Here is a 19229-nt window from a genome sequence, read left to right as displayed (position 1 = left end):
GCGTCCTGTGACTTAGGTCGGGAAATCGTAAGAGCCGGACATGGCGGGGGGATGACGAGCGGGTTCGGGAACCACCTCACGGGTTGTGCGTTTCCGCACATAGAACGAAGCGATGGGAGAGCGACATGGCGCCGTCCGCAGCCTTGAGCATGGTCCGCCACGACGATCTCATCCGCGCATCTCAGGCCGCCGGCCGTGCCTTCTCGCCCATTGAGGACGGCCCCGACGACAGAGCGGCCGCATCCTCAAAATTCCTCGCCCTCTCGGCGGTGTCTCTGGCGGGATTCCTCGCGAGTTTCGGAATCTTCTTCTTTTGCGTTTGAAGGCTTTCGTTACGCCGTATCGGAGCGGCGGCTCGCGAGTCCGGGGCGACGTTCCGTGTGGGCCGCCACCATGGCTTCCTCCTCGCTCTCCTGCGGATCGCCCCAGAACTCGGCGACACTCGGCCCGTTCTTCACCAACGGGTCGCGCAGGAAGTTCCTGATCTCATAGGGCCATACACGACGCCCCATCCGCGTGTACCAGCGCATGGCATGGCGCAGCCCCGCATCGCGATGGAGCAGCACCCGCGCGAGCGCACGTGGGCGAGCCTGAACCACCAACTCGATCATCTTGAACCACAGCAGCACCCGCCACGGCGCCATATGCCGAGTCGCCAGCACCTGATGCTTGTAGTCCCAGCGGCGACGATCGGTCTGGATCACCCGCCGATTCGCGGCGATGCCGAAATACGGTGTCCAGCGATGGGGCGTCACGTAGAGCATCTGGATCTGGTCTGGATCGTAGGACAGGAGCTGGCGCAGGCCGCGCCAGTAATCCCGATCCGTCTCTTCTTCGAACCCGACGACCCAGGTCGCCATGGAGAGGATGCCATGGCGGCGAAGAAGGCGGATCGCCTTGCGGTCCGTGGTAGTGGCGCCGCCCTTCCTGATGCGCGCGAGCGTCGCCTCGTCGGTGCTTTCAAGCCCGAGGAGGAAGCGCGTCCAGCCGGCGCGCTTATAGAGATGCAGGATGTCGGCGTCGCGCACGATGTCGTCGGCGCGGGTCGAGCCCACCAGGATGAGGTCGACATCCTCCGCGATCAGCGTTTCGAGGAAGACCCGCCACGCTTTCTTAGAGACGGTGGGGTTCTCGTCGGCAAAGTTGATGACCCGTACCCCGTGGTCGCGATGGAGCCGAGCGAGTTCCCGCGCGAACTTGACCGGGTCGCGGTGACGCCAGCGGGTCCAGAAGCCGCGCTGACCGCAATAATTGCAGAGATGCGGACAGCCGCGTGAGAACTGCACGACGACGGCTCGCAGGCCGCCCCAGTAGCTGTAGCGGGCATGGTCTATCAGGTCCCACCCGACGCGGTAGGCGTCGAGGTCGCGAATCACCGGCACGGCCTGCGTGGCATGGGGACCGTCGCCACTGCGAAAGGCGATGCCCGGCACGGAGGCGAGGGGCGCTCCCGCTGAGAGCGCAGCCATCAGGCGTCGTGCCGTCTCCTCGCCCTCCCCGCGCACGATGGCGGTGACGTAGGGCTCGTCCTTCAGGATCTCGCGCCAGTGGTAGGTCGGAAACACCCCGCCATAGACGATGGTGAGATCCCGGCGGCAGCGCGCCAGTCGAGATGCGATGTCGGCGATCACCGGATGGCCCGAGGTCGAGCCGGAATGCCCGAACAGGACGGCATCGGAACGGAAGGCCAGAGCCTCCGCGACGATGGCGTCCGGGTCCATCGGGCCGAACTCGCCGTCGATCAGGCGTACCTCGTGCCGATCGTCGATGAGCGGGCCGCCGATGGCGAGAAGCCCCAGGGGTGGGAGATGGTCGTCGGGAATGCGGCTGCCGATGGCCGGGTGGGGCACGTTGACGAGGACGATGCGCATGGCTTCCCCTCTCTCCTGTCTCGATTCTCTCAGGCGGCGGCGGACGCGGCATCCAATCCGCCGAATCGGCGGTCGCGGCACCGGTAGGCGGCGAGCGCCTCTTCGAGGTCGGTGGCGTCGAAATCGGGCCAGTGGCGGCGCGTGAAGTGGAGTTCGGCGTAGGCGCTCTCCCAGAGCAGGAAATCGGAGAGGCGCTGCTCGCCGCTGGTACGGATCACGAGATCCACCTCGGGAACGCAGGCATCGCCCGTCACCAGGGTCGAGAAGGCGGCGCGGGTCATGCCGGGATCGCCGGCGCCGGCGAGGGCGGCGGCGAGGATGGCGTCGCGGGCCGAGTAATCGACGGCGATCCGCAGATGCAGGGCCTTGCCCGCGAGGGTCGCGGCCTCCGCGCGGCCGATGGCGGTGGCGAGGCCTTCCGGCAGACGGTCGCGCCGGCCGATCACGCTGAGCCGCACGCCGTTCTCCATCAATCGGGAGACCTCGTTGCGGAGATAGAGCCGGAGCAGACCCATCAGGGCGGAGACCTCTGCTTCCGGCCGACGCCAGTTATCGCAGGAGAAGGCGTATAGGGTGAGGGTGCCGATCCCCTGCTTCGGCGCTGCCTCGACGATCCGGCGGATCGTCTCGACACCTTCCTTGTGGCCGAGCGCGCGGGGCAGGCCGCGCGCCGAGGCCCAGCGCCCGTTGCCGTCCATGATGATCCCGACATGCAGGCCGGGTGTCTGTTCACTTTGCATCACAAAGTTCCTTGGCAAAAAAAGACGGATTTCGGGCGTCAGGCCGGTCGGGCGACGAGAGGGAGGCTCGCGGTTTCGGCGGCCTTGGCGGCGTCCCGGACCACCTGTTCGAGGACGGCGAGGTAATCGAGGAAGCGCGTGCGCCCGGCCTGCGTCAGGTGGCAGGTGGTGAGCGGCCGCGTGCCGCCCTGGCCCGTGCCATGACCTTTGCGGATTTCCACGAGGCCGGCCTCCTGCAGCACCTGGAGGTGGCGGCTGAGATTGCCGTCGGTGAGGCCGCAGAGTTGCTTCAGGTCGCCGAAGGCGAGGCCCTTCGGTGCCGCCATCAGCGAGGTGAGGAGGCCGAGCCGGGCCTTCTCGTGGATGACCCGGTCGAGGCCGTCATAAGCGAAGGGGGCCTCAGGCATCGGTCTCCTCCCGGGCACGGTAGAGGATCGCCGCCATGAGGAACTGGCCGATGGCGAAGGGCAGGCCCATGGTCCAGGGCGAGAGGACGCGGTCGGTGCTCGCCAGCATGAGCACGGCGAGGCCCGCCACCATGTACCAGGCGCCGGGCAGTGCGACGCCCTTCGGCAGGGACCGCACCGAGGCGAAGAGCCCGAGGCTGACGAGCACCTGCCACAGGCCGGGCAGCATCCAGAGGTTGTCCGGCGAGACCCGCACTAGGACCAGGGCGAGAAGGGCGCCCGCCGCGCCCGCGGGCAGGAACTGCTCCACCGCGTTCACGATCGCCGTGTCGGTGAGCCCTGCATGGTCGCGCCGCGAACGGGCTCGCATCTCGGCACCGATGAGACCGGCGGAGGCCAGGGCGGCGGCGATCCAGCCGCCGAGGAACAGCAGCGGCTGCCCGGTCGGGTCGTCGAGCCAGACATGCTGCGCCAGGGCGGTGCCGAGGGCGAGGATGCCCGTGGCGGCGATGGCGGAGGGTCCGAGCCCGCAGAAGGCGTCGCCGCGGGCGAGCTGCGCGCGGATCGCCACGATATCGGCCAGGGCCTTGTCGAGATCGGACATCCGATGTTCCCAGTTTAACTTTGTATCGCAAAGTAAGCTGATCCGGTGGCCGCCCGCAAGTGCCTTCCGGCACGCAGGGGCACCGGCTGCGGGTCGCCTTCAGTCCTGCGCCAGCCGCTCGGTCAGGGCTGGCGACAGGCCGATGCTCTCGATGGACGGCGCCGGCTGGCCCGGCGGCAAGCCGCAGATCGCGGCGGCAAGGACCGCGCGGGTGCCCACTTCCACCGAGCACAGGACGGGCACCGGCACCTGCGGCTGGATGCGTTCGGCGAGGCCGGCGAGCGCCGCTCCGCCGAGGATCACCACATCCGCCCCGTCGCGGAGGGCGCAGGTGGTGCAGGCGGCGGCCAGATCCGCCAGGGCCGCCTCGGGGTCCCGGGCGATGCGGTCTCCCGTGGGGGCGATGGTGCGGATGGCGGCGAGTTTGTCGGATAGGCCGATCCCCGCCACGAATTCCTCCAGCATCGGCCCCCACAGGGCGCCCCCGGTGACGATGGCAAAGCGCCCTCCCCGCGCCGTGGCGGCAAGGCACGAGGCTTCCGCCATCCCCACCACCGGAAGGGGGGAGATCTCGCGGAGTGCCCCGAGCCCCGGATCGCCGAAACAGGCGAGATAGACCGCGTCGCAGCCCTCCGCATGCTCGGCCAGCGCATCGAGGGCGGCATGGGCCGCGATCACGGAGGCTGCACGGCTGGCGATGTACCGGGCGCCAAAGCGCCCGGTAACTGGCACGAACTCGGCGGCGTCGCCCGCCACCCGCCGTGCGTGCCCGGCGACGAGGTCGGTGACGGATTCGGTCGTGTTGGGGTTGATCAGCAGGATGCGCAACGGGGATCGATCTCCGGTCAGGCCTTGGCCGCGACCGCCGTCTTACGCATCAGGACGAGATAGATCGAGAAGCCCAGGGCCACGCCGATGAACCAGCTGAAATTCGCCAGACTTCCCAGGGCCGGGATGACGGCGCAGAGCACCGGCACCAGGGCGGAGGGAATGACGCTGAAGATGGCGGCGCGGTTATAGCCGCCATCATACCAATACGTGCCCGTGGGGCTCATCGTGTAGAGGTCGTCCACGACGACGTGCTGCTTCCGCACCACGAAGAAGTCGGCGATCAGGATGCCGAAGAGCGGGCCGATGAACGCGCCGAGGATGTCGAGCGTGTAATGGATCACGGCTGGGTTGTTGTAGAGGTTCCACGGGGTGATGAAGATCGAGGCCACGGCCGCGATCATGCCGCCCATGCGCCAGCTGATGTGCTGCGGCGCCACGTTCGAGAAGTCGAAGGCCGGCGAGACGAAGTTCGCCACGATGTTGATGCCGATCGTCGCCGTCATAAAGGTGAAGGCGCCAAGCACCACCGCGTAGGTGTTGTCGATTTTGCTCACCGTCTCCACCGGATCGATGATGAGGTGGCCGAAGACCGGGAGCGTCGACGAGGTGGTGATGACGGTGAGCAGCGAGAAGCCGATGAAGTTCACCGGCAGGCCCCAGAAATTGCCGGCCTTCACCGCGGGAAACGACTTTCCGTAGCGTGAGAAGTCACCGAAATTCAGCATCGGACCGGAGAAGTACGAGACGACCAGGGCGACCGCGTTGATCATCACCGGCAGGGCGTCCCAGCCCTGGTATTTCACCTCGCCGAGGGTGAGGCCGACATTCGAGACGCCGGCCTTGGCCACGAGGTAGATCGCGAGCGCGATCATCACCACGTAGACGGCGGGGCCGGCCCAATCGATGAACTTGCGGATGGCCTCCATGCCGCGCCAGAACACCAGGGCCTGGATCACCCACAGGGCCATGAAGGCCGCCCAGCCGAGGCTCGACAGGCCGGCGAAGCCGAACTGGGTCACGTCGGCATAGGGTTTCAGCTCCGGATAGAAGCGCAGGGCCACGATCATGAAGGCGCTGGAGGCGAGGTAGGTCTGGATGCCGTACCAGGCGACAGCGATGAGGCCCCGGATGATGGCGGGGATGTTGGCGCCCTTCACGCCGAAGGAGGCCCGGCAGATCACCGGATAGGGCGTGCCCGTGACCTGGCTCGGTTTGGCGACGAGGTTGCAGAAGAATTGCACGATGAGGATGCCGACGAGCAGCGAGACCAGCACCTGCCAGCTCACGAGGCCGAGGGAGAACAGGCTGCCCGCCGTGATGTAGCCGCCGACGCTGTGGACGTCCGACATCCAGAAGGCGAAGAAATTGTAGGTGCCCCAGGTCTGCTTCCTGAGGGGGGCCAGATCCTCGTTGGTGAGGCGGTCGTCGTAGCCGGGCTTGATCACCACGTCGGCATGGGATGTGGGGACGGCACCTCCGGACGCGGCCGGCTCAGAGATCGACGCGCTGTGTGACATGGGCCCGGTCCTCCTTTGTCGAGAGGGCCGAAGCCCATGTCCGATGAGAGTCGGGTCAAGCAGGGCATGTGCCAGCTTGGCGGTACCCCGATCGCTCGGCTAACATCTCGTCGGGTGCGGTATGCACCGGATAAGCGAGGGTGCTCGGCCAGTGGTCGATTGACAAGACACCTCAAGGCTCTAAGTGTCCCGCAACGCGTGTGCGCGGCTGGTCTAGTGTTCGAACGGACCTCGAAGCCTGGCTCACGACGGATCTTCTCCGCGCGGACCGGTATGAGTTCCCGCGCGCAACGGTTCACATCAGCATATGTCTTTTGCCGACCTCGGATTGAGCGACAAGGTCCTCCAGGCCGTCACGGCCGCGGGCTATACGGACCCGACGCCGATCCAGGCTCAAGCCATCCCACACGTTCTGGCACGCCGCGACGTGCTCGGCATCGCCCAGACCGGGACCGGCAAGACCGCCGCCTTCACCCTTCCGATGCTCACCCTGCTGGAGAACGGCCGGGCGCGCGCCCGCATGCCGCGCACCCTGATTCTGGAGCCAACCCGCGAACTCGCGGCCCAGGTGGTCGAGAATTTCGACCGCTACGGCCTGAACCATAAGCTCAACGTGGCCCTGATCATCGGCGGTGTCTCCTTCGCTGAGCAAGATGCCAAGCTGATGCGGGGCGCCGACGTGCTGATCGCGACGCCCGGCCGCCTGCTCGACCATTTCGAGCGCGGCAAGCTCCTGCTCACCGGCGTCGAACTCCTCGTCATCGACGAGGCCGACCGGATGCTCGACATGGGCTTCATCCCCGATATCGAGCGCATCGTGAAGATGGTACCCTTCACCCGCCAGACCCTGTTCTTCTCCGCCACCATGCCGCCGGAGATCGAGCGGCTGGCCGACGTGTTCCTGCACAACCCGCAGCGGATCGAAGTGGCCCGCCCCGCCTCCACCGCGACGACGATCGTGCAGAAGCTGGTCGCAGCGGGCTCGGAAGGCCACGAGAAGCGCGACCTCCTGCGCCGGCTCATCCGCGGCGAGGCCGAACTCAACAACGGCCTCATCTTCTGCAACCGCAAGCGCGACGTGGCGCTGCTGCAGAAATCGCTGGCGAGCCATGGTTTCAACGTCGCGGCCCTGCATGGTGACATGGATCAGCGCGCGCGCACGATCGCCCTCGACGGCTTCCGCTCGGGTGAAGTTCCGCTGCTGGTGGCCAGTGACGTCGCGGCCCGTGGCCTCGACATCCCGGCGGTGAGCCACGTCTTCAATTTCGACGTGCCGCATCACCCGGAGGATTACGTCCACCGCATCGGTCGCACCGGCCGCGCAGGTCGCGCCGGCCATGCCTTCACCCTGGTGACCCGTTCCGACGAGCGCTCGGTGACCGCCATCGAGAGCCTGATCGGCCAGCCGATCCCTTGGGCCGAAGGCGATCTCGGCACCCTGGCCGAGCCATCGGCGGATGTCGTCGAAGAGGGGGAGACCCGGACCCGCCATCGAGGACGCAGCGGGGATGCCGCGCGGCGCTCGCGCGGTGGCGAAGGCGGCCGCTCCGAGGCGGCCAAGCCCGAGGGACGGCGCTCGTCGTCCCGCGAGCGCCCGCCCGCCCGGCGTTCCGAACCCACACGGGCCGAGGCCGTCGTCGCCGAGCCCGTCGCTCACGAGGAGGTGGCCGAGTCACCGCGTGAAGCGACACCGCGGGAGGCTCCGCGCCGTCGCGAGCCGTCGCGTCCTGCGCAGGATCATCGCGCCGCGGAGCAGCGCAAGTCTGCTCCCGACCGTGGCCGCGACGAACGCCGTCCCGCTCCCCGCCGCCGGGGCGACGAAGAGGGGGACACGCCGCTGGGCCTGGGCGAGCATGTACCCGCCTTCCTGCTGCGTCCGGTCGTGATCAAGAAGGCGAAGTAACGCGCGGATCCACAAACTGTTCCCGCTACTTTAACGGCCTCTCCACCATCCATCCGCTAACATGCGCTCCCCGGCCATCGGTGCCGGATCAGGGGGCGAACGGGGTTGATGAGTCACGGAAGCTACGGTGACAGGGAGAGAACCTTCGCTCTGGCCGACCGCGCCAACGTCCTGATGCGCGACTACGGCTCCTCCGCGACGCCCCAGGCCTATGCCGTCTGGTACACTTACGTGTCGGGCGCGCAGCCGCTGATGAACGACGCGATCAAGAGGCTCACCACCGAGAACGGCAGCCTTTCCGACGCCGATATCGATTCCCTCTATGAGACCTACATCGACAGCCGCCGCTTGGTCGCCGCGACCGAGCGGATGAACGCGAACATGCTGGCCGAGATCGAGGGCATCGTGGAGGTGATGGACCTCTCCCTCGGATCGACGGCGCAGTACGGCGCCTCCCTGCAGGCGCTGTCGCACGACCTCGACGTGTCCGACCAGAACCGCGCGCGCGTCCGGGAGATCATCACGACCCTGGTCTCGACCACCCGGGAGATCACCGCCAGCAACCGGACCCTCGAAGCGCGCATGCGGGAAAGCCGCAGCGAGATCGAGACCTTGCGCGAGACCCTGGAAGCGACGCGGCTGGAGAGCCTCACCGATCCCCTCACCGGACTGTCCAACCGCAAGCACTTCGATGAGAGCCTGCGCAAGATGGTCGACGGCGCCGCGAGCCAGGCGATCCCCTCCAGCCTGATCGTCATCGACGTCGATTTCTTCAAGCGTTTCAACGACGTCTACGGCCACCTCACGGGCGATCAGGTGCTCCGGCTCGTGGCCATCGTCATGCGCGAGCATCTCAAGGCCCGCGTCACCCTCGCCCGTTTCGGCGGGGAGGAATTCGGAATTCTCCTGCCCGAGACCAACCGTGCCGCGGCCGTCGCCATCGGCGAGAAGGTCCGTGCCAGCGTGATGGGCCGGGAACTGGTGAAGCGGACCACGGGAGAATCCCTCGGCAAGGTGACGATCTCCCTTGGGGTCGCCACGTCACGCCCGGGCGACACCGCCGTGTCGCTCCTCGAGCGCGCCGACCAGTGCATGTTCATGGCCAAGCGTGACGGCCGCAACCGGACCGTGGACGATTCCCTCGTCGCGTTGGAGGCGCTCACGGCCGTCGCGTGAGCGCCTCCGATCGGGCAAGGCCGCTCCTGGCGTCAGGCGGACGCGCGGAGCGCTTCGGGATTGGCCGGCGTGATCGCCACGGATTCGCCGCAGCCGCAGGACGACGTCTGGTTCGGGTTGTTGAAGACGAACTGCGACGACAGCTTCGTCGTCTTGAAGTCCATCTCCGTGCCGAGGAGGAACAGGAGTGCCTTCGGGTCGACGAACACCGTCACCCCGCGATCCTCGACCATGTCCTCGCCGGGGTTGCGCCCTTCGGCATATTCCATCGTGTAGGACATGCCGGCGCAGCCGCCGTTCTTCACGCCGACCCTGAGGCCGGCGATGGGCTTCTCCGCATCGGCGATGATGGCCTTGATCCGGTCCGCCGCCGCGTCGGTCAGGGACAGAACCTTGAAACTCTTGAGCATGGGTCTCTCCGGCAGCCGGGTTCAAGGCCCGGGCGGTTGAGGATGATGGTACGGCGTTAAGATAAGGATGGCGGAGGCTGCGGTCCACTGTCGTCATGCGGCTTCAGCCGGCGGTCTTCGGACTATGGTATCATCATGATCGGCCGGGGACGGGTTTCATGGCACAGACGGCACGACGCTTGATGAGCGTGGAAGAATTTTTCGACTGGCAGCAACGCCAGGATTTCCTCTACGAACTCGTCGACGGCGTGCCGATCCCGCACGTGAAGATGATGACGGGTGCCAGTGCGCAGCACGACCGCGTGACCGTAAACATCATTGCCGCCCTCCACGGCCAGCTTCGCGGAACCAGGTGTCGGCCGACGACGGACGATATCGGCCTGCGCACGGGGATCTCGACCTTGCGCCGGCCGGACGTGACCGTGGAATGCGGCGATCTCGTCTTGGACAGCTATGAGAGCCGGACACCGAGGCTTGTCGTCGAGGTACTGTCACCCTCGACGAGCACCATCGATCGTTTCCGGAAGCTGGAGGAGTACAAGCGCCATCCGACGATCGCATACATCCTCCTCGTGGAGACCCGGTGGCCCAGCGCGACACTGTATCGGCGCGATGGCGAGGCATGGGTGACGCAGGCCTTCGAGGCGATGGATGAGACCATCGATCTTCCGATCATCGGAGCAGGTCTGCCGATGTCGGACGTCTATGACGGCATGACGTTTGCCCCGCACCGCGAGGCGCCGACCGGCTGAGGCGCACTACCACATGTCGAGGGCGACGCGGGCCTCGTCGGACATCCGGCTCTGGTCCCACGGCGGATCGAACACCATCGTCACGGTGCAGGACTGGATGCCCGGCACGGCGGCGACCGCCGTCTCGACCCAGCCCGGCATCTCGCCGGCCACGGGACAGCCCGGCGCCGTCAGCGTCATGTCGATGGCGACCGTGCGGTCGTCGGCGATGTCGACCTTGTAGATCAGGCCGAGCTCGTAGATGTCGGCCGGGATCTCGGGATCGTAGACGCTCTTCAGCGCCGCGACGATGGCGTCCGTCAGGCGGTCGAGCTCTTCGGGCGGGATCGCCGAATCGCTGGCGATGGCGGGGGTGTTGGCTCCGCCGGTGATGGTCGAGTCGCTCATGGTGTGGATCCTCAGGCGAACATCATCTCGGCCTTGGCCAGTGCCTCGGCGAGGGCGTCCACTTCCGCATGGGTATTATACAGGCCGAACGAGGCGCGACAGGTGGAGGTCGCACCGAATCGTGTGAGCAGCGGCATGGCGCAATGGGTGCCGGCCCGGATCGCGACGCCGTAACGGTCGATCACGGTGGCGATGTCGTGGGCATGGGCGCCTTTCATCTCGAAGGCGATGACCCCGCCCTTGCCCTCGGCGGTGCCGATCATCCGCACGGAGTTCATGGCCCCGAGGCGCTCCTGCGCATAGGCGAGGAGCGACGCCTCGTGCGCTGCGATCTTTTCGCGGCCGAGCGTCATCATGAATTCCAGGGCTGCGCCGAGGCCCACGGCCTCGATGATGGCCGGGGTACCGGCCTCGAAGCGGTGGGGCGGGTCGTTGTAGGTGATCGTGTCCTGAGAGACGGTACGGATCATCTCGCCGCCGCCCTGGTAGGGGGGCAAGCGCTCCAGCCAGTCCTTCTTGCCGTAGAGCACGCCGATGCCGGTGGGTCCGTAGACCTTGTGGCCGGTGAAAACGAAGAAGTCGCAATCGAGCGCCTTCACGTCGATGGGCCCATGGACGGCGCTCTGCGCCCCGTCGAGGAGCACCGGCACGCCGTGGGCGTGGGCGATGCGGACGATCTCGGCGGCCGGTGTCACCGTGCCGAGCACATTCGACATGTGGGTAATCGCCACCATCTTCGTGCGCGGTGTGAACAGTTTCTCGTACTCGTCGACGAGGAAGTTGCCAGCGTCGTCCACCGGCGCCCACTTGATGACGGCTCCTCTCCGCTCGCGCAAAAAGTGCCAGGGCACGATGTTGGAATGGTGCTCCATGATCGAGAGGATGATCTCGTCCCCCTCCCCGATCTGACCCATCAGCCCCATGGACGAGGCCACGAGGTTGTAGGCCTCCGTGGCGTTGCGGGTGAAGATGATCTCGTCGGTGGACTCGGCGTTGAGGAACTGCCGCGTGGTCTCGCGCGCGCCCTCGAACCCCTCGGTCGCGGCGTTGGCCATGAAGTGCAGGCCGCGATGGACGTTGGCGTAGCCGGTCTCCATGCAGTTCACCATCGCATCGATCACCGCCCGCGGCTTCTGCGACGAAGCGGCGTTGTCGAGATAGACCAGCGGCCGACCGTAGACCTTTTGGGCCAGGATCGGGAACTCGGCCCGGATCGCCTCGACGTCGTAGGGAGTATCGATCGTGGGCATCGAAACCTCAGACTGGCTCATGTTCGGGACTGACGCTGCGTAAAAAAGCGTTCAGATGTTCGAGACCGGCGTCGATGCCGAATGAGATGGCGGCGTCTCCGACAAAGACGAGCAGCAGCAGTATGGCGGACCTGACGCGTGACGATCCGGTTGCCTCGGAGATGAGGAGCACGAGGTAGGGGGCGATCGCCGCCAGGAGAAGCGCTGACTCGACGCTCTGTGCATCTATCGACACCTGCGGCAGGAGGCTCCGTGTCGCCAGCAGGAGCACGCAGCCGAGGCCGACTGTGATCCAGTCGGCCAAGGCCAGAACCGAACGGGTCACTGCGAATGTCGGTTTCGAGCGGGCACCGAGCCGGAACACGGCATGCAGAACCACGCTCTGGCCTAGGTAGAGCACGATGACGAGTATGCCGAGCAGCGCAACCACGAGGGCCAGGCCGAGCGCCCAAACGTACGGACCGGTGGATTGCCGGACCGTCTCGACGTAGTTCTCGCCCGCCGCACGCGCCGATGGATCGGCCAGACCGTACAACGTGGTGGCCCCCGCGAAGAGAACGATCCGACCCCGCTCACCGAGTCCGGAGGCCAATCCCTCGCGCAGGGCTGCGCGAGGTCTAAAAGGGCCGGTCAGCAGGTGCCGAACAGCCATTCCAAGCGAGTAGCCGTGTCCGGCGGGCGCAGTGCTTGTCATGGCGAAGTGTCGTTTACCCCCGCGCCTTCAGCCACGCCTCGATCGTGCCGATCAGCGCCTTGCGCGCGCCCTCGTGGCTCACCGACTCGATGGCGGCACCCAGGAAGGCCTGGACCAGCAGGCTCTCGGCTTCCGGCTTCGGCAGGCCGCGCTGCATCAGGTAGAACAGCAGGTCATCGTCCAGCGCGCCGCAGGTGGCGCCATGGCCGCAGGCGACGTCGTCGGCGAAGATCTCCAGCTCCGGCTTGTTCATCATCTGCCCCTCGTCGGAGAGGATGAGACAGGCCGACATCATCTTGCCGTCGGTCTGCTGGGCCGCCTGTTGGACGATGATCTTGCCCTGGAACACGCCGGTGGCCTGTCCGTCGACGACGGTCTTGAACAGCTCGCGGCTGACGCCGCCCGTGCCAGCATGGTCGGCCAAGAATGTCGTGTCGGCGAGCTGCTTGCCGTTGAGCATCGCGGCACCGTTGACGATGGCGTTGCCGTCGGCGCCCGCGAAGTTCAGGTAGACCTGATGGCGCGAGAGCACGCCGCCGACGACCACATTGACGGTCTCCACCGCGGATCTGGCGCCGAGCTTGACCGAAAGGGTCGACAGCGCCACGGCCTCGCGGCCTTCCGCGTTCAGGCGCGCATGGCGGAAGATGGCGTCGTCGCCCACCACCACGTCCACCGCGTCGTTGGGCTGGTAGGCGATGCCGTCTGCTCCCTCGTGGCTTTCGAGCACGAACGCGTCCGCGCCCTCCCCAAGCGTGACGAGCACGCGGGTGGCCGTGGAATAGGCCTCCGTGCCGGTGCCGATGAAGCGCAGGTGAAGCGGCGTCTCGACCTTGGCGCCGGCCTCTACCGCGATCAGGGCGCCATCGGCCAGGAACGCGGTGTTAAGCTGATAGATCGCGTTCTCGGAGGCCTGACGCACGGGCGTCAACCGCTCGAGGAGCGCGTTGCCCTCGGTGAGAGCCTGGGTCAGCGGCGTCACGGTAATGCCGGCCGGGATGCGGCCGAGATCGGATTCCTCGGCGATGAAGTGGCCGTTGACGAAGGTCAGGCGTACGGCCTCGATCCCGGCAAAGCCCTTGGCCTCGGCGGATGCCGCCTTCGCGGTCTCGGCCGAGGGCATCTCTGCCGGATGGGCGGCGTCGCGAAAGGCCGAGCGCAGGTCTGTGTACTTGAACGCCTCGACGCGGCGGGTGGGCAGGCCGACCGCCTCGAAATAGCGGAACGCCTCCTCGCGGGCGATGGACACGCCCGTGGGGTACTTCATCTTCGTGGCTTCGAAGAGCTTCGACAGGGCGGTCTCGGCCGCCGTGCGCAAGGGGGTGATGTCGGCCATATCAGGCGGCCTCGTTCGTGCGGTACTCGGCATAGCCGGACGCTTCGAGCGCCTTAGCCAGATCCTTGTCGCCCGACTTCACGATGCGCCCTTGCGACATCACGTGGACCACGTCTGGCACGATGTAGTCGAGCAGGCGCTGGTAGTGGGTGATGACGAGGAACGAGCGGCCCTGCGCGCGCAGGGCGTTCACGCCCCCTGAAACGATGCGGAGGGCATCGATGTCGAGGCCGGAATCGGTTTCGTCGAGGACGCAGAATTTTGGCTCCAGCAGCGCCATCTGCAGGATCTCCATGCGCTTCTTCTCGCCGCCGGAGAACCCGACATTGAGGGCGCGCTTGAGCATCTCCTTGTTGATCTCGAGCTTCTCGGCCGCGCCGTTCACCTTGCGGATGAAGTCGGGAGTGGAGAGCTCGCCTTCGCCGCGCGCCCGGCGCTGGGCGTTCAGCGTCGCCTTGAGGAAGGTCATGGTGCCGACCCCGGGGATCTCCAACGGATACTGGAAGGCCAGGAACACGCCGGAGGCCGCGCGCTCGTCGGGGCTCATTTCGAGGATGTTCACGCCGTCGAGGAGGATCTCGCCGTCGGTGACCTCGTAATCCTCCTTGCCGGCGATGACGTAGGACAGGGTCGATTTGCCCGAGCCGTTCGGACCCATAATGGCTGCAACTTCGCCGTCGTTCACCGTGAGGTTGAGGCCGTTGAGGATCTGCTTGTCCTCGATGGCGACGGTCAGGTTCTTGATTTCGATCATCTGAGTGTAGTCCTGGTTTCGATGCCTGACGTTAATCCCCGGGATGGGCCGGGGCGTCAGAGGAATTTCTGAAGTGCGGCGATGACGGCGACGGCAGCGCCGATGATCGCCCCGAGCCTCACGGTCATGCGGAGTTCGAGTTCGCGGAGCGAGCTATCGATCTCGGATTTGAAAGATTTGAGGTCCGATCGAAGGACCTTTTCCAGATCGGCCAAATCCGCTCTGGTCGCAGAATCGGCGATGATCATGTCCCGAGCCAGTTCGGCGTGGGCAATGGCCTGTTCGCGTCCGACGCCCACCTGTTCGAGGCGTTGGGTGAACTTGAGAGTATCGAACGCGAAAGCCATGTCGTCCTCTTAGCCCACCGAGCCTTCGAGGCTGATCGAGATCAACTTCTGGGCTTCCACGGCGAACTCCATCGGCAGTTGCTGCAGCACGTCGCGGACGAAGCCGTTGACGATGAGCGCGGTTGCCTCCTCGTTGGAGAGACCGCGCTGCTGGCAGTAGAACATCTGGTCTTCCGAGATCTTCGAGGTGGTGGCCTCGTGCTCGAACTGAGCGGAGGAATTCTTCGACTCGATGTACGGCACGGTATGCGCGCCGCACTGGTCGCCGATGAGGAGAGAATCGCAGTTGGTGAAGTTGCGCGCGCCCGTGGCCTTCCGGTGCGCCGAGACGAGACCCCGGTAGGTGTTCTGCGAACGCCCGGCCGAAATACCCTTCGAGATGATCCGGCTCGTCGTGTTCTTGCCGAGATGGATCATCTTGGTGCCGGAATCGACCTGCTGCATGCCGTTCGACACCGCGATCGAGTAGAACTCGCCACGGGAATTGTCGCCGCGCAGGATGCAGGACGGGTACTTCCAGGTGATCGCCGAGCCGGTCTCGACCTGCGTCCACGAGATCTTCGAGTTCGCGCCGCGGCAATCGCCGCGCTTGGTGACGAAATTGTAGATGCCGCCCTTGCCCTCGTTGTCGCCGGGGTACCAGTTCTGGACCGTCGAGTACTTGATCTCGGCGTCGTCCAGCGCGACGAGTTCGACCACGGCGGCGTGGAGCTGGTTGTCGTCGCGCTTCGGGGCGGTGCAGCCCTCGAGATACGAGACGTAAGAGCCCTTGTCGGCGATGATCAGCGTGCGCTCGAACTGACCGGTATCGCGCTCGTTGATGCGGAAATAGGTCGAGAGTTCCATCGGGCAGCGCACGCCCGGCGGGATGTAGACGAACGAGCCGTCGGAAAAGACAGCCGAGTTCAGGGTCGCGAAGAAGTTGTCGGTCACGGGCACGACCGAGCCGAGGTACTTGCGCACCAGCTCCGGGTACTCACGGATCGCCTCGGAGATCGGCATGAAGATCACACCGGCCTTCGACAGTTCCGCCTTGAAAGTGGTGGCCACCGAGACCGAATCGAACACCGCGTCCACGGCGACCCGGCGCTCGGGGGCGATGCCTTCCAGCACCTCGACCTCGCGCAGGGGAATGCCCAGCTTCTCGTAGGTCTTCAGGATCTCCGGATCGATCTCGTCCAGCGACATCGCGGCCGGACGCTTCGGGGCCGCGTAATAGTAGATGTCGCTGTAATCGACCTTGTCGTACTCGACACGCGCCCATTCGGGCTCCTTCATGGTCTGCCAGCGCTTGTAGGCGTCGAGGCGCCAGGCCAGCATCCATTCGGGCTCGTCCTTCTTGGCCGAGATGAAGCGCACCACATCCTCGGAGATGCCCTTTGCAGACTTCTCCATCTCGATCGTGGTCTCGAACCCGTACTTGTACTGGTCGAGGTCGATAGAGCGGACCCGGTCGATGGTTTCCTGCACTGCAGGCATTGCACGTCTCCTGACCTACACCGGCGTCAAGGGCCGGGGGTTTTCGCGAGAGGATGGCTTGGGTGGACGGCGCTTCAGGCCGCCTGCCCTCGCCGTTGATATAGGGTCCCCACATGCCGTTCGAAGGCCGTGAGGAAGCGTGAGCCGTCGCTTTCCGTGCTGTTCCAGCCGAAACTGACGCGGAGCGCCCCCGCAGCCAGCGCGGGGCTGACGCCCATGGCGGCCAGAACGGTCGAGCGGCCAACCTTGCCCGACGAGCAGGCCGATCCGGACGAGACCGCGATGCCGGCGAGATCCAGCGCCATCAGCGCGGTTGCCGCATCGAGGCCCGGCACGGAAAAGCACAGGGTGTTGGGAAGGCGCGGCGCGCCGCTCCCGAAAATGACGGCATCCGGGGCGATCCGAAGCAGGGCGGCTTCCACGGAATCCCGAAGGTCGGCATCGATCGCCGAGAGACCCGCCCGGGCGATCCGCGCCGCCTCGCCCAACCCGACGAGGCCGGGCAGGTTCTCCGTGCCGCAGCGCTGGCGCGATTCCTGGCCGCCGCCGCGCACGAAAGCCTGTTCGAGGGTGACGCCTTCGGCCAGCACGATGGCACCCGTGCCCTTCGGCGCGGCGAATTTGTGGCCGGACAGGGTGAGGGCATCGAGGCCGAGGCCCGCGACATCGACAGGGACTTTCCCCACCGCCTGCACCGCGTCGCTATGGACGAGGGCGCGGCCATGCGTTTTGGCCAAGGCGACGATCTCGGCGAGGGGCTGGACCACGCCGGTCTCGTTGTTGGCGGCGTGAACCGAGATCAGCACTGCCTCGTCCCCCGCCCGCTCCAGGCCCCGCTCCAGAGCGGCGAGGTCGATCAGGCCGGACGGCAAAACCGGCACGATCGCCACTGATCCGGGCGCGAAGCGGTGTCCTACCGCGACGCAGGGATGCTCGGTGGCACCCACAAGGAGGCGCGTCGGCGCGGGACATCCGGTCTTGGTCAGCGCACCCGACAGGACCGCATTGGCCGCCTCGGTGCCGCCGCTGGTGAAGACGACGCGGCCACGGCCGGCGCCGACCAGGGCGGCGACATGCTCGCGTGCCGCTTCCAGCGCGGCCTTGGCCGCGCGGCCCTCGCGATGGATCGACGAGGGGTTGCCCGGCAGTTCGAGCGCCCGCGCGACCGCCGCCGCCACCTCCGGACGAACCGGCGATGTCGCGTTGTGGTCGAGATAGGCGCGCGAAACACTCATGCGTTGGTCAAGGTCCGAACCGACATTTCCTTGCTTTTGCCCCCCGTCATCATGCTAAGGCGCCGGAACGACACGTCTTCGCCAAGCGCCGAGCTTCGGGAGGCGACCGATCCGAGATCTCTCGAAGCGATCTAGTTTAGAATGATTCTAATAACCTAGAATTATTCTAAGAGCGTTTTTAAGAGTGCGGCGCAGCGAGTCAAGGCGCGTTGGCCGACAAGGATGGGTTGCCCTCGCACTGCGGCGCCAGGAGTTTTGGAAAGACCATGCCCGAAGTCATCTTCACCGGTCCCGCCGGCCGTCTCGAAGGGCGCTATCAGGCGCCCAAGAAGAAGGGCGCGCCGATCGCGATCGTGCTGCATCCGCACCCCCAGTTCGGGGGCACGATGAACAATCAGATCGTGTACAATCTTTTCTACACCTTCGCCAATCGCGGCTTCGCGGCGCTCCGCTTCAATTTCCGTGGCGTCGGCCGCAGCCAGGGCAATTTCGACCATGGCACCGGCGAATTGTCCGATGCGGCTTCGGCGCTCGATTGGGTGCAGTCGGTCAACCCCGAAGCGCGGGCCTGCTGGATCGCCGGCGTCTCGTTCGGCTCGTGGATCGGCATGCAGCTGCTGATGCGCCGCCCCGAGATCGAGGGCTTCATCTCCATCGCGGCCATGGCCAACCGCTACGATTTCACCTTCCTGGCCCCCTGCCCGTCTTCCGGCCTGTTCGTGCACGGCTCCGAGGACCGGGTCGCCCCGGCCCGCGAGGTGATGCCTGTGATCGAGAAGGTGAAGGTGCAGAAGGGCGTCATCATCGAGCATCAGGTGGTGGAAGGCGCCAACCACTTCTTCGACGGCAAGGTCGACGAGCTGACCCAGACGGTCGACACCTATCTCGACAAGCGGCTCGGCCCGAAGGATCAGGTGGGCTGAGACCGGCGAGGGGAATTGATTGGTCGCCCTCGGCTTCTCGCGGGCGACCTCTCAATCGGCGAGACCCAGAACCACCGACAGCATCTGGTTCAGGGTGACCAGCGAACCGGTATCCAAGCGGCCGACAATGGCCCCGCATTTGTCTCGCGGCAGGGCCATGATCTTGTCGACCATGACCTGAGACGGAAGCTTGAGGCCGTTCCCGACGGAAGGCTGAACGGTCAGGCGGAAGATCGGTGCCTCCCGTAACGTGCTGGTGAGCAGGGCCGCGAGCACGCTCTCCGTCTCGGTCAGCCAGTCGGATTGAACGACGATCGCGGGGCGCGGCTTGCCGTAGGCCCCGGGGGCCGAAACGGTGACGATGTCGCCTCTCTTCACGCCTCGGGCCAGTCGGACGCGGCGGCGATGAAACCGAGGGCCTCCGCTTCTTCCGGAGCCTCGCGCAACAAGGCCGCCTGGCTTGCAGCCGCCGCCTGAAAATCCGGGGAGCGGGGATCCGGCACCCAGACACGCAGAAGCTTCATTCCCCGGCGGGCCTGCGCCTCGCGGTAGCGCTTGAACTTGCTCGATTCGTCCCGGGGATCCGCGCGGGCCATGGCTTCTCCGAGATAGC

The 19229-nt window shown here is 66.2% G+C and carries 22 protein-coding genes; 5 read left to right on the top strand and 17 right to left on the bottom strand.

The features are described 5' to 3' along the window. The first annotated feature begins 125 nt into the window (after positions 1-125). Positions 126-323 carry a hypothetical protein gene (locus tag FPV16_RS11730; protein WP_227438362.1) on the top strand — a complete coding sequence of 66 codons (198 nt, stop codon included), beginning with the start codon at positions 126-128 and terminating at the stop codon, positions 321-323. 9 nt (positions 324-332) lie between these two features. Here the strand turns inward: FPV16_RS11730 and bchE are convergent, their stop codons facing one another. The 6 genes from bchE to FPV16_RS11700 form a co-directional block, all read right to left on the bottom strand. Then, positions 333-1871, bottom strand: a complete 1539-nt coding sequence (gene bchE, locus FPV16_RS11725) for a magnesium-protoporphyrin IX monomethyl ester anaerobic oxidative cyclase (protein WP_227438361.1) — start codon at positions 1869-1871, stop codon at positions 333-335. 29 nt (positions 1872-1900) lie between these two features. Continuing rightward, a complete protein-coding gene (locus FPV16_RS11720) occupies positions 1901-2611 on the bottom strand; it encodes a di-trans,poly-cis-decaprenylcistransferase (RefSeq protein ID WP_227438360.1) in 711 nt (236 codons plus the stop codon). A 38-nt stretch (positions 2612-2649) separates the two neighbouring features. Then, positions 2650-3018, bottom strand: a complete 369-nt coding sequence (locus FPV16_RS11715) for a transcriptional regulator (protein WP_227438359.1) — start codon at positions 3016-3018, stop codon at positions 2650-2652. After that, a complete protein-coding gene (locus FPV16_RS11710; RefSeq protein WP_227438358.1) occupies positions 3011-3622 on the bottom strand; it encodes a hypothetical protein in 612 nt (203 codons plus the stop codon). The genes FPV16_RS11715 and FPV16_RS11710 overlap by 8 nt, the downstream gene beginning before the upstream one ends. 99 nt (positions 3623-3721) lie before the next feature. Further along, positions 3722-4450 carry an aspartate/glutamate racemase family protein gene (locus tag FPV16_RS11705; RefSeq protein WP_227438357.1) on the bottom strand — a complete coding sequence of 243 codons (729 nt, stop codon included), beginning with the start codon at positions 4448-4450 and terminating at the stop codon, positions 3722-3724. Between the two features lie 17 nt (positions 4451-4467). Next, positions 4468-5970 (bottom strand): NCS1 family nucleobase:cation symporter-1, encoded by a 1503-nt coding sequence (locus tag FPV16_RS11700; protein ID WP_227438356.1) that lies wholly within the window; start codon positions 5968-5970, stop codon positions 4468-4470. Positions 5971-6277: 307 nt separating this feature from the next. Here FPV16_RS11700 and FPV16_RS11695 point away from each other — a divergent pair, with 307 nt between their 5' ends. Both FPV16_RS11695 and FPV16_RS11690 read left to right on the top strand, forming a co-directional pair. After that, positions 6278-7873 carry a DEAD/DEAH box helicase gene (locus FPV16_RS11695; RefSeq protein ID WP_227438355.1) on the top strand — a complete coding sequence of 532 codons (1596 nt, stop codon included), beginning with the start codon at positions 6278-6280 and terminating at the stop codon, positions 7871-7873. Between the two features lie 108 nt (positions 7874-7981). Beyond that, the gene (locus tag FPV16_RS11690; RefSeq protein WP_227438354.1) at positions 7982-9049 is read left to right on the top strand and encodes a GGDEF domain-containing protein; all 1068 of its coding nucleotides are present in this window, start codon (positions 7982-7984) and stop codon (positions 9047-9049) included. 32 nt (positions 9050-9081) lie between these two features. Here the strand turns inward: FPV16_RS11690 and FPV16_RS11685 are convergent, their stop codons facing one another. Next, positions 9082-9459 carry a HesB/IscA family protein gene (locus FPV16_RS11685; RefSeq protein WP_018043450.1) on the bottom strand — a complete coding sequence of 126 codons (378 nt, stop codon included), beginning with the start codon at positions 9457-9459 and terminating at the stop codon, positions 9082-9084. A 158-nt stretch (positions 9460-9617) separates the two neighbouring features. Here FPV16_RS11685 and FPV16_RS11680 point away from each other — a divergent pair, with 158 nt between their 5' ends. Continuing rightward, positions 9618-10211, top strand: coding sequence for a Uma2 family endonuclease (locus FPV16_RS11680; protein WP_227438353.1), 594 nt, complete (start codon positions 9618-9620; stop codon positions 10209-10211). A 6-nt stretch (positions 10212-10217) separates the two neighbouring features. Here the strand turns inward: FPV16_RS11680 and FPV16_RS11675 are convergent, their stop codons facing one another. The 8 genes from FPV16_RS11675 to FPV16_RS11640 all read right to left on the bottom strand — a co-directional run bounded on the left by FPV16_RS11675 (position 10218) and on the right by FPV16_RS11640 (position 17693). Further along, on the bottom strand, positions 10218-10598 hold the full coding sequence (locus tag FPV16_RS11675; protein ID WP_227438352.1) for an SUF system Fe-S cluster assembly protein: 381 nt from the start codon (positions 10596-10598) through the stop codon (positions 10218-10220). Between the two features lie 11 nt (positions 10599-10609). After that, a complete protein-coding gene (locus tag FPV16_RS11670) occupies positions 10610-11848 on the bottom strand; it encodes a cysteine desulfurase (protein WP_227438351.1) in 1239 nt (412 codons plus the stop codon). A gap of 7 nt (positions 11849-11855) precedes the next feature. After that, positions 11856-12383, bottom strand: a complete 528-nt coding sequence (locus FPV16_RS11665; protein WP_227438350.1) for a hypothetical protein — start codon at positions 12381-12383, stop codon at positions 11856-11858. Positions 12384-12555: 172 nt separating this feature from the next. After that, entirely contained in the window at positions 12556-13878 is a 1323-nt protein-coding gene (sufD, locus tag FPV16_RS11660; protein WP_227438349.1) for a Fe-S cluster assembly protein SufD, read from the bottom strand. Position 13879: 1 nt separating this feature from the next. Then, complete coding sequence (gene sufC, locus FPV16_RS11655) at positions 13880-14632, bottom strand: Fe-S cluster assembly ATPase SufC (protein WP_027173688.1); 753 nt, start codon at positions 14630-14632, stop codon at positions 13880-13882. Positions 14633-14688: 56 nt separating this feature from the next. Then, positions 14689-14979 (bottom strand): CCDC90 family protein, encoded by a 291-nt coding sequence (locus tag FPV16_RS11650; RefSeq protein ID WP_227438348.1) that lies wholly within the window; start codon positions 14977-14979, stop codon positions 14689-14691. 9 nt (positions 14980-14988) lie between these two features. Then, entirely contained in the window at positions 14989-16458 is a 1470-nt protein-coding gene (gene sufB / locus FPV16_RS11645) for a Fe-S cluster assembly protein SufB (protein WP_227438347.1), read from the bottom strand. A gap of 74 nt (positions 16459-16532) precedes the next feature. Beyond that, positions 16533-17693: a cysteine desulfurase family protein gene (locus FPV16_RS11640; protein ID WP_227438346.1), complete on the bottom strand. Its 1161-nt coding sequence runs from the start codon at positions 17691-17693 to the stop codon at positions 16533-16535. 266 nt (positions 17694-17959) lie between these two features. Between FPV16_RS11640 and FPV16_RS11635 the strand changes: the two genes are divergently transcribed. Beyond that, a complete protein-coding gene (locus tag FPV16_RS11635) occupies positions 17960-18616 on the top strand; it encodes an alpha/beta hydrolase (RefSeq protein WP_018043440.1) in 657 nt (218 codons plus the stop codon). A gap of 51 nt (positions 18617-18667) precedes the next feature. On the opposite strand, the gene FPV16_RS11630 is transcribed toward FPV16_RS11635, so the two are convergent. Both FPV16_RS11630 and FPV16_RS11625 read right to left on the bottom strand, forming a co-directional pair. Then, positions 18668-18994, bottom strand: coding sequence for a type II toxin-antitoxin system PemK/MazF family toxin (locus FPV16_RS11630; protein ID WP_227438345.1), 327 nt, complete (start codon positions 18992-18994; stop codon positions 18668-18670). Next, complete coding sequence (locus FPV16_RS11625) at positions 18991-19212, bottom strand: antitoxin MazE-like protein (protein WP_227438344.1); 222 nt, start codon at positions 19210-19212, stop codon at positions 18991-18993. Before FPV16_RS11625 ends, FPV16_RS11630 begins: the two co-directional genes overlap by 4 nt. Positions 19213-19229: the final 17 nt, after the last annotated feature.

Source organism: Methylobacterium sp. W2 (assembly GCF_020662345.1).
In the GTDB taxonomy this organism is placed as follows: domain Bacteria; phylum Pseudomonadota; class Alphaproteobacteria; order Rhizobiales; family Beijerinckiaceae; genus Methylobacterium.
Note: the sequence above shows the minus strand (reverse complement) of the source record. Positions and strands in the feature narration are given on the sequence as shown.

Excerpts from the sequence above, each read along its gene's own strand:
- FPV16_RS11700 (WP_227438356.1), bottom strand. The coding sequence starts at position 5,970 with ATGTCACACAGCGCGTCGATCTCTGAGCCGGCCGCGTCCGGAGGTGCC.
- FPV16_RS11635 (WP_018043440.1), top strand. The coding sequence starts at position 17,960 with ATGCCCGAAGTCATCTTCACCGGTCCCGCCGGCCGTCTCGAAGGGCGC.
- FPV16_RS11680 (WP_227438353.1), top strand. The coding sequence starts at position 9,618 with ATGGCACAGACGGCACGACGCTTGATGAGCGTGGAAGAATTTTTCGAC.
- sufB (WP_227438347.1), bottom strand. The coding sequence starts at position 16,458 with ATGCCTGCAGTGCAGGAAACCATCGACCGGGTCCGCTCTATCGACCTC.
- sufC (WP_027173688.1), bottom strand. The coding sequence starts at position 14,632 with ATGATCGAAATCAAGAACCTGACCGTCGCCATCGAGGACAAGCAGATC.
- FPV16_RS11710 (WP_227438358.1), bottom strand. The coding sequence starts at position 3,622 with ATGTCCGATCTCGACAAGGCCCTGGCCGATATCGTGGCGATCCGCGCG.
- FPV16_RS11695 (WP_227438355.1), top strand. The coding sequence starts at position 6,278 with ATGTCTTTTGCCGACCTCGGATTGAGCGACAAGGTCCTCCAGGCCGTC.
- FPV16_RS11715 (WP_227438359.1), bottom strand. The coding sequence starts at position 3,018 with ATGCCTGAGGCCCCCTTCGCTTATGACGGCCTCGACCGGGTCATCCAC.
- sufD (WP_227438349.1), bottom strand. The coding sequence starts at position 13,878 with ATGGCCGACATCACCCCCTTGCGCACGGCGGCCGAGACCGCCCTGTCG.
- FPV16_RS11650 (WP_227438348.1), bottom strand. The coding sequence starts at position 14,979 with ATGGCTTTCGCGTTCGATACTCTCAAGTTCACCCAACGCCTCGAACAG.
- FPV16_RS11720 (WP_227438360.1), bottom strand. The coding sequence starts at position 2,611 with ATGCAAAGTGAACAGACACCCGGCCTGCATGTCGGGATCATCATGGAC.
- bchE (WP_227438361.1), bottom strand. The coding sequence starts at position 1,871 with ATGCGCATCGTCCTCGTCAACGTGCCCCACCCGGCCATCGGCAGCCGC.
- FPV16_RS11625 (WP_227438344.1), bottom strand. The coding sequence starts at position 19,212 with ATGGCCCGCGCGGATCCCCGGGACGAATCGAGCAAGTTCAAGCGCTAC.
- FPV16_RS11675 (WP_227438352.1), bottom strand. The coding sequence starts at position 10,598 with ATGAGCGACTCGACCATCACCGGCGGAGCCAACACCCCCGCCATCGCC.
- FPV16_RS11685 (WP_018043450.1), bottom strand. The coding sequence starts at position 9,459 with ATGCTCAAGAGTTTCAAGGTTCTGTCCCTGACCGACGCGGCGGCGGAC.
- FPV16_RS11690 (WP_227438354.1), top strand. The coding sequence starts at position 7,982 with ATGAGTCACGGAAGCTACGGTGACAGGGAGAGAACCTTCGCTCTGGCC.
- FPV16_RS11670 (WP_227438351.1), bottom strand. The coding sequence starts at position 11,848 with ATGCCCACGATCGATACTCCCTACGACGTCGAGGCGATCCGGGCCGAG.
- FPV16_RS11730 (WP_227438362.1), top strand. The coding sequence starts at position 126 with ATGGCGCCGTCCGCAGCCTTGAGCATGGTCCGCCACGACGATCTCATC.
- FPV16_RS11640 (WP_227438346.1), bottom strand. The coding sequence starts at position 17,693 with ATGAGTGTTTCGCGCGCCTATCTCGACCACAACGCGACATCGCCGGTT.